This window comes from Acinetobacter sp. BHS4, from assembly GCF_018454425.1.
GTDB classification, from domain to species: domain Bacteria; phylum Pseudomonadota; class Gammaproteobacteria; order Pseudomonadales; family Moraxellaceae; genus Acinetobacter; species Acinetobacter pittii.
The window spans coordinates 1,442,593-1,458,026 of sequence record NZ_CP075323.1 but is presented as its reverse complement, the minus strand read 5'-3'; the positions used below and the strand labels follow the sequence as shown (position 1 = coordinate 1,458,026).

Below are 15,434 nucleotides of genomic sequence, written 5' to 3'. Positions count from 1 at the left end.
GTTTCATCCTGTTTGTTTTTTATACCATACTGCAATAAAGGGGCGATCCAAAATTTCTTTACCAAATTTTTTACTTGTGCGAATCACTTCACCGAGTTGAGCAACTACGGCAATATCTGCAATAGTTTGACTGTCTCCAATTAACCATTCACTTTGTGATAAAACTTGCTCAATACGGTCGAGGTGTCTTATAAACTCTTCTTCAACATTTTCAGCTTTAATTCGTCCTAAGCCTTGAAAGAAAAGCTGCGTTTTTAATTCAGCCAAAATAAAACCTTTTACCAATGGTTTTTCATAAGCTGGGCGACCAATACTACTAATGCGAATCGCTTCTTTTAAAGCTTCTGAGTCATTTACACGTAAATAGATTTCGTAAAAGTAAAGAGATTCATCCGCCCAGTCTTCCCACAGCTCTGCAAGTGCTTTTTGATTTGGATCTTCAGGGTAAAGCCGAGGTGTGTCTGGAAAAGCTTCATCTAGATAGCGTGCAATCCGAGTGCTGTCTTGAATTCGCTGACCATTATGGTCAATGACAGGTACTTTACCCACCTTACTTAGCAGAGGAACTTTCGCTCCAAGAATGCCGTTGTAGTTAATTGTTTCGTATGGAATTCCCTTAAATCTCAAAGCCCTTGAAATTTTTTGACAAAATGGAGAAATTTCCCATTGATGCAAAATAATATTCGACATTTATTCACCTTTATTTTTAATTGCCTTTTATCTAGTTCTCTTTTAGAACTAATCAATAAATATACAGAATGTTTTTTTAAGTCAAACTATTTTTGATGACGAATAAGTTCCGAAAGCTAAGAATTATTTGATTTTTACTACTTATTTCAGAACATTTTTCAAGCGATATAATTTGAATTATAGGAAGCTCTGCCTTAAAAAGAACTTCCTATATAATAGATTAGAAAATTAATAAGTCACTGTAACAACAACACTATCAGAATAGACGCCAGGTCTACTTGCGATGGCGGTACCTTGCGGAATCTTTCCATAAACTGTAGTCGTTTGAGCGCTTCCTGTACCTGTTTTTGAGACTCCCCCTGTTCCCCCAACATTGGTTACGCCTCCCGTGGCATCCCATACCGTACTATAGTTAGAATCTTTATATAGCTGATAGGGAATAAATTCATTATTACTATTGATCATACGCCTAAAGCCCCCAGCTATACGGTTGTTTCCATCCCCTAAATAAATACTATATGGCGTTCCAAAATTACAGGTCGTATTCACTGCTCCTTGCGCTGTGTAATCACGACTCGTTGTACTAATATCATTGATATTTCCAAAATCAACAGTTGAGGTTGAGTTTAATTGGCAAAGACTTGGGACCACAAAGTTTGCTGTTAGCAATGTATCGCCTGAATCCCAGCCACCAAGTAAATCACCACATGACAAACCCAAAAGATCCATATCCCAATACAACCGAACCGAAGCCGTATATGTTCCTTGAGGGTATGCAATGAGAGACCCCGTTCGAGCTGGTACTTTTATATTTACCGAGTAACTCACAATATTATTTGATGCGACTGTTGGTACTGGGCCATACCACACATTGGAGGTTTGATTTGTGGTAGAAGACCCAGCTCCACCTACAGTTGCAGTAACCGTATACGGTAATGAAACACTGTTAATTGCATTTGTGGTTCCCGTAAATACGGTTTTCATACACATGAAATTAGAAATCTGTGGAAGTCCTAAATTCGTACAAGTAATTGTTCCTGAAAGGTTTACGGTTGCATCACTATTAATATTTGCTGCTGTGTAGGTAAAAGTGTTATTTGTGGTCCCACTTACCGTACAAGCTGCATGTGCCGGACTAAAAAATGCATAAACGAGATAAAATAAGCAAATGCCTACAAAATATTTTAAAAACAATGGAAAAAACTTATAGCTCTCTATTTGAGCCTTATTCATAATATTTAATGACATACATAAGGTCCCAATTTTTTAGTTGAGTACTGATTACTGTTATATGTGAAGTCAACTTGGCAGGAGCCATGATCAAGAAGATCGACTTCAAGTTTGTTTTGCTTTAAAAGATTTGGAATAAATACTTCACCATCGTAGCCAACCATCCCATCTTGCTGACCATTAATTCGAACGGCATAACCTGGCATTAACGGTGAATTGTTTTGATCAACAAGTTTCACTAATCCAGAAATGACCTGATGAGCACCAAAATCAACCAAAGTTCCTTGACGGTAACCCACGACTGTTTTTTGATCTGTAGATTTAACATTCCAATTCAGAGGAAGATACGATGGATCTAAATAAATATGGTTCACTTGATATGGCATGAGACTAGGAATCAGAAATCTTCCAGACTTGTCAGTTTCTCCCAAATTGACTCCACCATTTATAATTTGACTTTGCGGCCCTGCATTGGTTATGACCGCATAGCCGTCTCCAATTTCATTGGCCGTAAAGATACGTCCCGCCGCCGCAACCAATGATCCCGTCGCCGAAAGTGCAACCTGATCGTTGTCTCCAAATCGGTTATAACGTCCCGTCAGGTAAGCTGCCCGTGCTCGGTAAGATGCATAGATCGACGCATTGTTTTCATTCGCATCCTCATCTCGCTCAACATAACCACCCCAGCCAAATGAACCAATTTGGGGTTCTGACAAACCGAATATTTCTTGGCGATACCGTAGGCTACCGCTGTCACTAGATACACTTGTAATCGCATTCACTTTACTAGATGGGGTATATCGCAGTGCAAAGTAAATTCCATAGTCCTTATGGTTTTCATAATCTTTATACGCTGATGCATAAAAACCCCAGTTCTTGTCCAGACTTCCACTTAAATTGGTAGACACTAATTTATAAGAGTTATCGCTATATTTGATCTGGTTATAGCCCAGATAAACCCCATAGCCTGTATAAAAGTTATAGTTAATCCCTGCCCTAAAAATCTCATCTGCCAGTGCGCTGTAGTTCAGATAGTTCTGTGACTCGGCATTGATCTGGTTATCTTTTAAATATCTCACTTGAGACACACGGGCTAGGTCAAAATAGTTATCAAATACTTTACGGTAACTGGTGTTAAATGAAATGTTCTTACTGATGCGCCCTTCTAAACCCAGCAAGGTAGAGTAACCGTTTTCATCTTTATACTGGCTCGCTGCAATGTCAGCATTGATCACCCCAATACCAAAAATATTCTTGGCAAATCCTGTGCCGAGATTCGACAGGCCATCTGTTGAAGCTTCTGCACCACCACTTAAAGTCAGTGAGTTACTGTAGCCGTATCTGATCGCACCTGAGGCAAAAGTGGCATCGTCATAATCGTTTGAATAGAGTCCATAGTTGTAGCGTGGAACCCCCACATCTACTGAAAACTCATTTATACCTTTTGCCAGAATCTTGGATGAAAAATAGTACGGCTTTTTGGTAATGCTCTGCTTTCCGGTTGCATCGGTAGTCACAAGGGTGACTTCATTTCCTGAAATAAATGGGAGCTGTTTAATATCAAATGGGCCTGATGGCACTAGTCCTGAATAAATCTTTTGCTGGTTGACGTATAAATCCAGTGTTGAAGGCAATGCTGCCGAGCCAGAAAATTGCGGAAGTGCTGAGGTGACAATATCACCGCGTTGGCTATAAGCACTCGACCACTGGAAACCAGCCAGACGGACACTACTGCCCCAGTCAGGACTATTGGAAATAAAGTCCCCTAGGGTATATATCCTGATCTTTTCAGGGTCGACATATTGCCACTTACTTTCCAGTCGTACCCATTTTTCATGGCTATAACTACTTTCATTACTACCGTTATATAAAACCCCTGATGAAAAGTTACCAATTGCACTGTTAAAGATCCCCTCAGCCGTACCTGAGAAAACGTTCTCGTCATTGGTTATGGTGTTATACAGACTGTAGTTCAAAATAGCTGCATTTAAGGGTTTCATCTTTAGCAAATTGGGGCTAGTAATCTGCTGACCACTTAAGTCAACTGAGTAACCCGTTAACATGTTCGATGGGACTTTTAAGTTTAAAGACTGCTCATTCTCGAGATATTTAAACTGGATTCCGTTTAGATCATTGATACATACCCACTGGTTATCTGGGATATGTTCATCTATTTTTAGTCTTAAAGTTCTTAAGGCACTAGAACGAATATATAGTTTTCCATCCTTAGATTGCTTTACAGCAACCAAATCTTCAGAAGCATTTGAGTTAATCGAAATATTTAAAAATAGATGAATGAAATTAAGATCTTGCTCATGCTCATTCGTTCCTACTTGTGTATATTCACTATTGCTACCTACAGATTTAGGAACACTTGGAACTGCAGTATTGGTATGATCTAGTAACTGTTCGGCAAAAGAATATGTAGGAAAATACGCAACACATAAGACACCTATAATGTATTTCATATAAGCCTCTTAAAGTGTGGTTTTCTTACCATTAACTGTTAGAGATACGCTGTATTTATGATTTGGTTGGTAGGTAAAGTTACTAATCGAGTAACTTTTCGACTTCTCCGCAAGAATATAACCATTCACAGTATTTACTTTAATCGGATAACTTTTATTCGCCGTTGTATCAACAAGCGTTAGACTATTTAACAGCGCATGTCGGTTACCTATATTGCTAATATTTAAAGAAGGATTGTTCTGGTTAACATCAATTTTCCAACTCAGTTTGGTAATTGCATCTTTATTCACTACAAATACAGGTAATGACGAGCGAAGTAATACATTTACTCCCTGAGCTGCTTTACGGCTATCAATTGGTTTTGGTAACTCATCAATAATAATACGATAAGTTTTTTCACCAGAAATAGGTTCTGGATTAATCCTAACTACACGCAAGTTATAAGAATCATTAGGTTGTAGTTTTAAAAATGGTGGACTAATGACAATCTCATCCGTAGGGACTAATTGATCTTGCCCAGCATTTTGTCTCCACTCAAATACACGCACCTGCAAATCAGCACTTTCATTTGACTGGTTATATAAACTAATTGAAGCAGCATTTTGATTACTTAATATTTCTACATTTACAGGTGAAAGACGGATTGTTGCGGCGTTAATAGAGCTAGATAAAGATAAGAATAATCCCGTAATAATAAAAATATTTTTTTTCATGATTTGCTCAAATATAACTTTTTTAATGTATTAGCCCTTTCAAAAGGGCTAACGTAATTCTAATTTATGCAAATTAATAAGTTACTGTGACAGTCACACTGTCAACATAGCTACCAGCACTTGGTAAAGTTGTTCCTGCAGGAATACGACCATACACATTTACAGTTTGAACATTACCCGTTCCAGTTCCACTGTAGGCAGTCGTTGCAATACCAATTGCTGTGGCACGCCCTGTGTCAGAAAAAAGGTTGTAAGGAATATATTCGTTGCTAGTCGCCCCACCGATCATACGACGTTGGGTTGATAAAACATTCTGACCACCATCAAATGACAAAGTCCATGGCACAGTATTATTACAAAGGACTTTAATTGAGGTACCACCTGTTGTTGTAGTATCTGCATCGACATTGCTAGCCAGCGAACTTAAAGTACCAAAGTCTAAAACGGCATTTGTTGTCGTACCGGTTGCAGAGGTATTCAATACACAACTATTGGTTACTGTTGCTCGAACAGTTAATGTACCTGTAGCTGTAGCTGCATTTGCTGCATTGAGAGAAAATACTCCTGCAACAACTGCTGATAAATAAATAAAAGTCTTTTTCATGGCCAAAACCTTTTAAACTAAATTATCGAATTAATAGATATAAAAAATTTAACCCTTATTCTTACAATCATTTTTATTTGACTGCTCTTTTAAAGCTTATTTTTTTATCCTACTTTCCAACATAATACATAAAAATAAATAAAATGCATGTTCACGTTATTATTTTAATTTCTAATCAATAAAACAAATTTACCTAAACCTATCTTACGGATACAAAAAAACAATAATTACAAAATTTAAGTTTTTGATTTAAATAACTTTAATAAAATTTAAAAAAAATTTATTTATTTAAATTTAAATAAATATGTCAAAAAATTATCAAACTTTATGAAATTAAATTCTATTTACATAAGTACTTAGTTATTTCCTGACTATACTTTTAATAGTAATTTTATATTATTACTTAAAAGTTTATCTCCAATAAAGTATTCAAGATTATAATTTATATAAAAATAAAATGATAAAACTTGATCTACAGATGAACTATAACAAGGATAGTTTTATTTATTTTAAATCTTGAAGAGCTATGAGATATAAAAAATAAAGGCCTCTTTAGAGACCTTTATTTAGTAAGTTTAAATAATTAAACGCTCAGCATGCTATTTAAAGTTTCAGAAACATTTTTCGATTTCACTTTAGGCTGCAATGCTTGTAAAGCTTGTTGTACTTGAGTGCGCTGAGGTTCTGCAAGCGTATACCAGCGAGATAACACCTGTAACAGACGTGAACCTAAAATCGGGTTTTTCTCGTCAAGATATTCTGCAAGGTTAATAAAGTGAGCGACACCAAAGCCCCAAGTATTTTCAGGATTATTTGACAAGCCACCACTTACCGCACGAATACGGTTTGGAGTTGTTAAATCATAGTCGGGATGTTGAGTTAAGTACTCGATTGTTTCTGTTGTGGCATTTGGGTTTGCAGCCTGAATCATAAACCACTGGTCTAAAGATAAAGCTTCATCTTTAAAGCGGTCATAGAAATCAGCAAGTGCCTCTTGAGCTTGAGGTGCGTTTTGCCAAACCAATACACGTAGCGCACCTAAACGCTCAGACATATTGCCTGTGTTTTGGTATTGAACATGTGCTAATTCAAATGCACTTTGATCGCCTTGACGAGCCATCATCAGCAGCATGATATTTTTTAATGCGCGTACACCCATGGCTAAAGAGAATTCTTTTTGCAAGTCTGGGTCAAGTGTAAGGTAGGTATCTTTCCAAAACGCACCCAACTCTTGTGCCAAACGATTCAGTAAAGCTTCACGTTTTACATGAATATCGGCTGGTGCATAGTTCTGATCAATACGACTACCCAAATAACCCTCACTTGGAACATCAAACAAACGTGATGCTAAAAGCGGGTCGCGGCCAACCAACTCAGGCAAAGTGCTTTGAATAGCTTGAATGTAAGCATCTGCAGAATGGTCTTCTAGCAAAATACGTTCAAGTAAGGTTTGTGTTGCTTGCCACTGGTTGAAACCGTTTGTTTCATGTTGAATTAAGAATGCTAATTCTTCATCACTGTAATCAAATACAAGATTTACAGGTGCAGAGAAATTACGTAGTAGTGAAACAACAGGTTGCTCAGTTACCCCTGTAAACTCAAAAGTTGCCTCATCTTGATCAAACAAGTACACGCCATCTTTAACATCATTTACGAATAGACTGTTACTGTGCAATGTATATTGTTCCCCTGTTTGAGCGTTAAAAAGCGCTAAAGCAACAGGAATTGGAACAGCTTTTAAGTTTGGATATTTCGGATGAGCTTTTAGGCTTTGTTTAAAGCTTAAACGGTAAGTTTGTGCTGTTGCATCGTACTCACCTTTTGCTTCAAGCTTTGGCGTACCTGGTTGGTTGTACCAAGTTAAGAATGCAGATAAATCGACACCTGAACCTGCAGATAATGCAGCAACCCAGTCTTCTACTGTTACGGCTTGTCCATCATGACGGCGGAAATATTCATCGGTTCCTTGACGGTATTTTTCTTTACCGAGTAAGGTCGACATCATGCGGTTAATTTCCGCACCTTTTTCATAGACTGTCGCTGTATAGAAGTTATTAATTTCTACAAAGTGATCTGGGCGTGGTGGATGCGATAATGGACCAGCATCTTCCGGGAATTGATGCGATTTAAGTACAGCGACATCATCAATACGTTGAACTGCAGCAGATTGTAAATCTTCAGAGAAAGACTGGTCACGGAAAACCGTTAAACCTTCTTTTAAGCACAGCTGGAACCAGTCACGGCAAGTAATACGGTTACCTGTCCAGTTATGGAAATATTCATGCGCAATCACAGACTGTACTCGCATAATCGCTGCATCAGTTGTATATTCTTCATCGGCAAGCACACATGAAGTATTAAAGATATTTAAACCTTTATTTTCCATGGCACCCATGTTGAACTGGCTCACCGCAACAATCATATAGTTGTCGAGGTCATAAGCACGGCCATAGTGTTCTTCATCCCAACGCATTGAATGCTTTAATGCTTCCATCGCGATATGGCATTTTGGAATGTCTTTCTCGATTGCATAGATTTCTAAAGCAACATCGCGCCCTTCAGACGTCGTATAGCGGTCTTTAAGAACAGCTAAATCACCAATAACACAAGCAAACAAGTAGCTTGGTTTTTTAGTCGGGTCTTGCCAGATCGCAAAGTGGCGGTTTTCACCTACCTCACCTGTTTCAAGCAAATTACCATTGGCAAGTAACACTGGATATTTTTTGTCGGCTTCTACACGTGTCGTAAAGACTGAAAGTACATCTGGACGGTCTGGATAGAACGTGATTTTGCGGAAGCCTTCAGGTTCATTCTGGGTTACAAACAACTCATCTGCTTTATATAAACCTTCAAGCTGAGTGTTGGTTTCAGGATGAATAATCACTTGAGTTTGTAAAATGACTTCATCTGGTGCATCAGTGATCACCAGTTGTTCACTATCGAGTGAATATTGTGCAGGAGTAAGATCTTGACCATTGAGCTGAATAGATTGCAACTCAAGATCACGACCTAATAATACCAAGTCTCCAGCAGTTTGACGCTTCATGACTAATGTTGAATCAACAATTGTTTTATCGTCATATACTTGAATATCAAGATTAATGGATTCAACCAAGAATGAAGGTTTTTGATAATCTTTTAAATAAACTGTTTGATCTGCCTGAACTGGAGGCTGCGCCGCAATATTCATCTTTATTCCTTATATACTTTTCGGAAACCGTAGTACGAATTTTATGAACTTGATCATATACATTCATACATACCGTGTTTGTTTACCTTTATAAAATTAATGGGACTTCATTTATACATTTCAAATTAGAATCGTCTTTTATTAGCACAGATTAGACCAAATTTACGATAATCGTTGCTTATATAATCAATCTATACAATAAAAATAAAACAACTTCAGCTTTTAACATTTTTTAGAGTCAGCTTACATTTTGGGCATGGTTCTTGCCTTCATTAATACACCAATATAAATATTTCAATCAGAACAAGAGGTGTCAGTATGGAATTAAAAGCACATTTTCATCGTTTAGAAAATATTAAAGCGATTCATGATCTAAACGCAGCAGGTCTCGATCACCATGTGATTGCGGTGTTTTTATCTGCAGAAGGTATTTCAATGACTGCTCAGGAGGTGACCTCTATCGTTAATACTTATGATGCTTTAGGTAAAGTAAAATTACCAAGTAAAAAAGTGCAGGCACTTATCAGTGCCAAAAAGCTTGGACAGAATGATGAGAGCTTGCCGTGCCCTGTTTAATTTTAAATTTTAATCCCTTATGAAAACCTAAAATCATAATAAAGATTTTAGGTTTTCTATTTTTGCATCAAACAAAAAGACAATCTCAGCTATCGGCAATGCGGCTGTGTATAATAAGTCAATCATGATAGTTTTAAACGTTCGGAGCAAAATGGTCTTACAAATTCTACAGAAACAGCTAGATGAAAGTAGCCATTGTCCTCTCTGCCAAGCTTCAATGTACTGGGTAGATGCCGAGCAATTTGAACAAGACATTCAGTTTCATGAATGCAGTCATTGTCAGCACCGTGTATTTAAAGATACGAAAATGACTTGTCATTGTGAAACATGCACAAAACAACGAAAAAAGCTTTTACAGCAAACACGCCTACAAGAACAACGCCAGTTTAAGTCAAAAGAGCAACCTCAACGTAGTCTGGAACAGCTCAGTTTTTTGCATAAACTTTTTTTACTTAGCCTGCTCGACGACTATGCACGAGACGATATTGCTCATGACGAATACATTCACTGGGACAAAATTAAATATCAGTCCATTACACCAAACTGGATTTTTCAAAACTATCTGATTAAGCAACTCCATAAAGATGGAATTTTAAACGCCCAAGATCAAGCTGATGAACCTCAGTGCTTTTATTTAAACATTCGCTTGGACGGTTATAGTGACCCAAGTTTATTTAGTGTTGCCCAGCAATTACGCTACTGGTTTTATGAAAATTTAAGTCTTGGTATTCCGTTTCGTAGTGCTGATGAAGTAAAAGACGTACTTTTTCAGGTGCTCTATCAAGAGATTATTCAGTTTATGCAGTTCTATTGCCGAACTTGGGGCATTCAAATTGCAGGAAGCTCTAATTTTCAAACTTTTTGCTATCGCTTAATGGATTCATTAGCAATTGGTCAAATCTATTATCTGATTCAGACGGCACTCGAATATCTTTATAAACAGAAAGCCCTACAGCCGCGTAATGAAAAATTTATTAACACCAATTTGTTAAAGAAAACCTTAGAGCAATATCGTGAGAGAGCCTTAGCTGAAAAGTGGGAAACCTCAATGTTGCCTCGTCCTCACAATATTCCCTACAGTAAAATGAGTTATATTTTACTTAACCGCTTCTTAGGTTACGACGAACAGATCTTTGTACAACCTGTCTGGAAAGCATGGCGGAAAATTGAACCTCGATTAAACTTTTATTCAGTTAAACGCTGTATGCATTGTGGTTCAAATGATTTAAGTGTTGATTATGATACGGCAGATTATGTTTCTTTGATTTGTCAAAAATGTAAGCATCAAGATCATTATTTTACTCACTAAATCTACAATCACTTTGGCTTAATAAGGATAATAACATGACATCAGCATCGACTTTGATTGAGCAGGTAATTGACGCTTGGCAAAACATGCAGGCAAAAACGCCTCTTGTGCAATGCATTACTAATAGCGTTGCAGCCAACTATACAGCCAATGTCTTACTTGCTTCTGGTGCTTCACCTGCCATGATTGATAATCCTTATGAAGCAGAAAGTTTTACCAAAATTTCATCGGCTTTGAGCATTAACTTGGGTACGCCAACCTCAGAGCAAATGCAAGCTATGCAAATCTCTGCCAAGACTGCACAGCTCAATGGCATTCCATGGGTGCTTGATCCAGTCGGCTATGGACCAATTTTAGCTTGGCGTAGTCAAATGACAGACGAGCTTTTACAGTTCAAGCCAAGCGTTATTCGTGGTAATGCCTCAGAAATTAGTACGCTTGCTGGCAACCAAGTTCAATCTAAAGGTGTGGATAGTACTTTAAGCAGTGATCAGGCCTATCAACAAGCCTATGCACTATTAGCACATGCGGACTGTATCGCTATTTCAGGTGAGTCAGATTATATTTTATCTAAAGAATTAGACACCGTTATTCAAGTAAACGGCGGAAGCCCTTTACAGCCCAAAATCACAGCAACAGGCTGCGCTTTAGGTGCGTTAATCGCAGCATATAGCGCGGTGACGACGCCAACGATTGCTGCTCTTTCAGCTCATGTTCATTTTGCAATTGCGGGTAAACTTGCTGCAAATCAAGCGCAAACTATGGGAAGTTTTAGCACTATCTTTATGGATTATATCCATATGCTAGATGACAACTTGATTGAGCAATATGCAGATATTAAGCTTTTAGAGATACAGGCATAATCTACTATGCCTGTAGCACGCTAGACTCACTTTAAAAGTAAGTAGATGTCTGTTCATTCGATAGCACTACTTTTACATAGTGCTGATCTCTATTCTTGATCGAAATTGCGCTTTTTAGTGTTATACAACTTGCTTGAAATAATCTTCTCTTGGCATATCGACAAGCTCAACGCACAATTGAATTTCTTTATTAAACTCTTGTTGTAGATATTTTTTATTACTAAGCGCCGCTAATAACTGCTCACCCATAAGCTGTTTTTGTTCAGCTGTTCTTCCTGACAAAATGTAGGCTTTTACATGAATATAGGCTTGATCAGCCCCTAAGCCAATGAGAAAAACCTCGTCTTTACGCGCACGGCTTTTAATGTCTTCTGGACTAAATAGCTCTGTCTCAATCAATGTGGTATTAATTTCTTCAAGTAATTGTTTTGCGTTTAATCCAGTTAAATTTTCTGAATAATCAACTACAACGTGCGGCATAGCCACCTCAATTTATATAATAAGTCATTAAGCGAATTAAACTTTATTCAATAAATAATAAAGCTAATCGAACTTGATCATATCCCATTCGAGGACTGGTTGCTTCAACAATTGGTCTGAGTTTGATCGAACCATCATCAGAAAAATGATCTGGATTTTGGCGCTTTTTCAGCTTCTTATAAATTTTACGAATTTCTTCGACCACTTCTTCACCCGGATGAGCAACCGAAATATCTAGCTTTTGCTCTTTATGAAGTCGAGCCAAGTGGTTAATAATTGTCGCTGGGGTTAAACCACGTTCATGCGCGATGTCTTCAATCTCATAGCCTTCTTCAAACAGCACACGTGTCTCATCTAAAGTTGCCGTAGCATAATTTTGCTTTCCACCTTTTGCGAGTTTCTTCTCATTACGAGAAATCTCAGTTTCATTCAAGGTGCCACCACAGTGACGAATAAACGCTTTATGCTGAGCCGTTAAATCTACATCTGCAAAGTTGTCTTCGGCCTCTTTTGAAAGTTCTTGGAAACGACGATCCGCTTTTACAGCTAAACTGTCTAGCTCTAAAGCTTGCTCGTTAATACCTAATAATTTTAGACCAGTTAAAGATTTTAAGCGTGACAATGCAACATAACCCTGACCTTTTTCAAAGGTGTTCATGAGGTTAATTTCAGCCGCTTCTAAAGTCATCCCTTGGCTTTTATGAATAGTAATCGCCCACGCTAAACGAAGCGGAATTTGCTGAAAACTTGCAATCACTTTACCTGCTTCGTTTTCGACTGACCACGTTTCAGGAGCAACCAGCAAAGTCGTGCCATCAGTCAGTTTTACTTTCGGCAGTAAGCCATTTTCGTCATCTTCCTCAAAGCCGATGACTTCACCCAAACTTCCGTTGATATAGCCCATATCAAAGTTATTTTTTACAAACATGACTTTGGCATGCTTTTTAAGTGTGAGTTCTTCTGGCGCACGCACTGAAGATTTTAAAGTTTCTAATAACTTTTCATTCCCATCTAAAACGGCATTGAATTGATACCCTTCATTATCAATTTCATTTAAGTGCTGATAATTGATATTGTCGACATCCATATTATGCGTATAAAGACGAGTAAAGGTCTCACCAATATCATGCGAGCGTGATTGACGTAATGCGTGTAAATGATCGGGTTGAATATTCTGCGCACGAATGGCATTTAAAATCTGATTAAGAATTTCATCATCTTGACGGTGTTGTTCTGTTAAATAACATACGCGAAATTTGGCTTCGACCCATGCATCTGACATAAAGCAGAACTTATCACGGTTGGCTTCACCATTACGGCCTACAGGCGGCAACTGGAAGAAATCTCCAGCCACAATGACTTGAATACCACCGAATGCTTCGTCGCTTTCTTTAAAATATTTTAGGACTTGATTGACCAGATTGAGCTGCTTCGCATGTAGCATCGAGATTTCATCAATTACAAGAACTTGCGCATTTTCAAGGTGTTCCTTGAGATATTTACGCTCTTTCATACGTTTTAGATCGTCGTCAGTTAACAGATCTTTAATGCCAATGCCAGCCCATGTATGAATGGTCATACCGTTCATATGTGTTGCTGCAATACCTGTAGATGCCGTAATTGCCACAGGCACTTTACGTGCTTTTAAGTATTGGATGTACTGATTAAGTGTATAGGTTTTCCCTGCACCAGCCGAACCGGTTAAAAAGACATTTTCACCTGCTTTAAGCAGTTTAAGCGCAGTTTCCTGTTTCATAATCTCATATGTACATCTTCAACAGCCCATAGCTTAACGATTTTCCCGAAAAAATTAAATGAATGTGCCAAACTTTCTAAAAAGCACATATAAATCAATAATTAAAAACAAAATAATATTTGGTAGGTTTTTGGTAGGTAGGAAAATAAACTTCACATCACAATACTAAGGCCATGGTGAGGCTCACCTGTAATAACAAACAATGGATTTATGGAAGAAGGAATCACTCCATGGCTTTTAAAAATATTGCAGATCAAACAAACGGTTTTTATATTCCATGCGTATCACTCTTTGGACCAGGATGTGCTAAAGAAATTGGTACAAAGGCACAAAACCTCGGCGCAAAAAAAGCATTAATTGTGACAGATGAAGGCTTATTTAAATTTGGTGTTGCAGATCTTATCGCAAACTATTTAACTGAAGCAGGCGTTGCAAGCCATATATTCCCAGGCGCAGAACCTAACCCAACCGATATTAATGTTCATAATGGCGTAAATGCCTATAACGACAATGGCTGTGACTTTATTGTATCTTTAGGTGGCGGTTCATCTCACGACTGTGCAAAAGGGATTGGTTTAGTCACTGCGGGTGGTGGTCATATTCGTGACTACGAAGGCATCGATAAAAGTAAAGTCCCAATGACGCCATTAATTGCAGTGAATACAACGGCTGGTACGGCATCTGAAATGACTCGTTTCTGTATTATTACCAATACCGATACTCACGTAAAAATGGCGATTGTCGACTGGCGTTGTACCCCACTAATTGCCATTGATGACCCGAAACTCATGATTGCAAAACCGGCAGGTTTAACGGCTGCAACAGGTATGGATGCGCTAACACATGCGGTTGAAGCATATGTTTCTACGGCGGCAAACCCAATTACTGATGCCTGTGCAGAAAAAGCCATCACCATGATTAGCCAGTGGCTCCAACCTGCTGTTGCAAATGGCGAAAATATCGAAGCACGTGATGCGATGAGCTATGCACAATACTTGGCTGGCATGGCGTTTAACAACGCATCTTTAGGTTATGTTCACGCAATGGCGCACCAGTTAGGCGGTTTCTACAACCTACCTCACGGCGTATGTAATGCAATCTTGTTGCCACACGTATGTGAATTTAACTTAATTGCTTGCCCAGATCGCTACGCAAAAATCGCAGAGTTAATGGGTGTAAAAACTCACGGACTCACCGTAACAGAAGCTGCGTATGCTGCAATTGAGGCCATTCGTAAACTGTCTTCATCAATTGGTATTCCATCTGGCTTAACCGAGCTTGGTGTAAAAACTGAAGACCTTGCAGTGATGGCAGATAATGCTCAAAAAGATGCATGTATGCTCACCAACCCTCGTAAAGCAAATCATGCACAAGTTGTGGAGATTTTCAAAGCAGCACTTTAATACCGATGTAATGGCATATCCCTCTAGTAAGTCAAATCCCTCCGACCGTTGACTTACTTTTTTGGGGAATACTTAGCTCCAGCGGTATTCCCTTTTTTTAGAACCTATACTCCAACCTTTTCCAAACCTGATTGACAATTCGCCCATTTCA

General features: G+C 38.3%; 12 protein-coding genes. 4 read left to right on the top strand and 8 right to left on the bottom strand.

What is annotated here, in order from left to right; translation table 11 throughout:
- Positions 1–3: 3 nt before the first annotated feature.
- The 6 genes from KIP84_RS06885 to pepN all read right to left on the bottom strand — a co-directional run bounded on the left by KIP84_RS06885 (position 4) and on the right by pepN (position 8,896).
- Positions 4–690, bottom strand: a complete 687-nt coding sequence (locus tag KIP84_RS06885; RefSeq protein WP_213689581.1) for a glutathione S-transferase family protein — start codon at positions 688–690, stop codon at positions 4–6.
- Between the two features lie 228 nt (positions 691–918).
- The gene (locus KIP84_RS06880) at positions 919–1,938 is read right to left on the bottom strand and encodes a spore coat U domain-containing protein (protein WP_213689580.1); all 1,020 of its coding nucleotides are present in this window, start codon (positions 1,936–1,938) and stop codon (positions 919–921) included.
- The gene (locus KIP84_RS06875) at positions 1,929–4,388 is read right to left on the bottom strand and encodes a fimbria/pilus outer membrane usher protein (protein WP_213689579.1); all 2,460 of its coding nucleotides are present in this window, start codon (positions 4,386–4,388) and stop codon (positions 1,929–1,931) included. Before KIP84_RS06875 ends, KIP84_RS06880 begins: the two co-directional genes overlap by 10 nt.
- A gap of 9 nt (positions 4,389–4,397) precedes the next feature.
- Positions 4,398–5,102: a fimbria/pilus periplasmic chaperone gene (locus KIP84_RS06870; RefSeq protein WP_032035442.1), complete on the bottom strand. Its 705-nt coding sequence runs from the start codon at positions 5,100–5,102 to the stop codon at positions 4,398–4,400.
- 73 nt (positions 5,103–5,175) lie between these two features.
- Positions 5,176–5,712 carry a spore coat U domain-containing protein gene (locus KIP84_RS06865; RefSeq protein ID WP_199977870.1) on the bottom strand — a complete coding sequence of 179 codons (537 nt, stop codon included), beginning with the start codon at positions 5,710–5,712 and terminating at the stop codon, positions 5,176–5,178.
- Positions 5,713–6,289: 577 nt separating this feature from the next.
- Positions 6,290–8,896 carry an aminopeptidase N gene (pepN, locus tag KIP84_RS06860; RefSeq protein WP_213689578.1) on the bottom strand — a complete coding sequence of 869 codons (2,607 nt, stop codon included), beginning with the start codon at positions 8,894–8,896 and terminating at the stop codon, positions 6,290–6,292.
- 318 nt (positions 8,897–9,214) lie between these two features.
- On the opposite strand from pepN, the gene KIP84_RS06855 reads away from it, so the two are divergent.
- The 3 genes from KIP84_RS06855 to thiM all read left to right on the top strand — a co-directional run bounded on the left by KIP84_RS06855 (position 9,215) and on the right by thiM (position 11,644).
- Complete coding sequence (locus KIP84_RS06855) at positions 9,215–9,472, top strand: hypothetical protein (protein ID WP_213689577.1); 258 nt, start codon at positions 9,215–9,217, stop codon at positions 9,470–9,472.
- Between the two features lie 151 nt (positions 9,473–9,623).
- On the top strand, positions 9,624–10,781 hold the full coding sequence (locus KIP84_RS06850; protein WP_213689576.1) for a hypothetical protein: 1,158 nt from the start codon (positions 9,624–9,626) through the stop codon (positions 10,779–10,781).
- Positions 10,782–10,816: 35 nt separating this feature from the next.
- On the top strand, positions 10,817–11,644 hold the full coding sequence (gene thiM / locus KIP84_RS06845) for a hydroxyethylthiazole kinase (protein ID WP_213689575.1): 828 nt from the start codon (positions 10,817–10,819) through the stop codon (positions 11,642–11,644).
- Between the two features lie 120 nt (positions 11,645–11,764).
- Here thiM and KIP84_RS06840 read toward each other — a convergent pair whose 3' ends face one another.
- Both KIP84_RS06840 and KIP84_RS06835 read right to left on the bottom strand, forming a co-directional pair.
- Positions 11,765–12,124, bottom strand: a complete 360-nt coding sequence (locus KIP84_RS06840; RefSeq protein ID WP_202732251.1) for a 5-carboxymethyl-2-hydroxymuconate Delta-isomerase — start codon at positions 12,122–12,124, stop codon at positions 11,765–11,767.
- A 43-nt stretch (positions 12,125–12,167) separates the two neighbouring features.
- Positions 12,168–13,880 (bottom strand): AAA family ATPase, encoded by a 1,713-nt coding sequence (locus tag KIP84_RS06835; RefSeq protein WP_213689574.1) that lies wholly within the window; start codon positions 13,878–13,880, stop codon positions 12,168–12,170.
- A gap of 230 nt (positions 13,881–14,110) precedes the next feature.
- Between KIP84_RS06835 and KIP84_RS06830 the strand changes: the two genes are divergently transcribed.
- Positions 14,111–15,283, top strand: coding sequence for an iron-containing alcohol dehydrogenase (locus tag KIP84_RS06830; protein ID WP_069037203.1), 1,173 nt, complete (start codon positions 14,111–14,113; stop codon positions 15,281–15,283).
- Positions 15,284–15,434: the final 151 nt, after the last annotated feature.

Coding starts and splice junctions, on each gene's coding strand:
- KIP84_RS06855 (WP_213689577.1), top strand. CDS start 9,215: ATGGAATTAAAAGCACATTTTCATCGTTTAGAAAATATTAAAGCGATT.
- KIP84_RS06885 (WP_213689581.1), bottom strand. CDS start 690: ATGTCGAATATTATTTTGCATCAATGGGAAATTTCTCCATTTTGTCAA.
- KIP84_RS06840 (WP_202732251.1), bottom strand. CDS start 12,124: ATGCCGCACGTTGTAGTTGATTATTCAGAAAATTTAACTGGATTAAAC.
- thiM (WP_213689575.1), top strand. CDS start 10,817: ATGACATCAGCATCGACTTTGATTGAGCAGGTAATTGACGCTTGGCAA.
- KIP84_RS06835 (WP_213689574.1), bottom strand. CDS start 13,880: ATGAAACAGGAAACTGCGCTTAAACTGCTTAAAGCAGGTGAAAATGTC.
- pepN (WP_213689578.1), bottom strand. CDS start 8,896: ATGAATATTGCGGCGCAGCCTCCAGTTCAGGCAGATCAAACAGTTTAT.
- KIP84_RS06830 (WP_069037203.1), top strand. CDS start 14,111: ATGGCTTTTAAAAATATTGCAGATCAAACAAACGGTTTTTATATTCCA.
- KIP84_RS06870 (WP_032035442.1), bottom strand. CDS start 5,102: ATGAAAAAAAATATTTTTATTATTACGGGATTATTCTTATCTTTATCT.
- KIP84_RS06880 (WP_213689580.1), bottom strand. CDS start 1,938: ATGTCATTAAATATTATGAATAAGGCTCAAATAGAGAGCTATAAGTTT.
- KIP84_RS06850 (WP_213689576.1), top strand. CDS start 9,624: ATGGTCTTACAAATTCTACAGAAACAGCTAGATGAAAGTAGCCATTGT.
- KIP84_RS06875 (WP_213689579.1), bottom strand. CDS start 4,388: ATGAAATACATTATAGGTGTCTTATGTGTTGCGTATTTTCCTACATAT.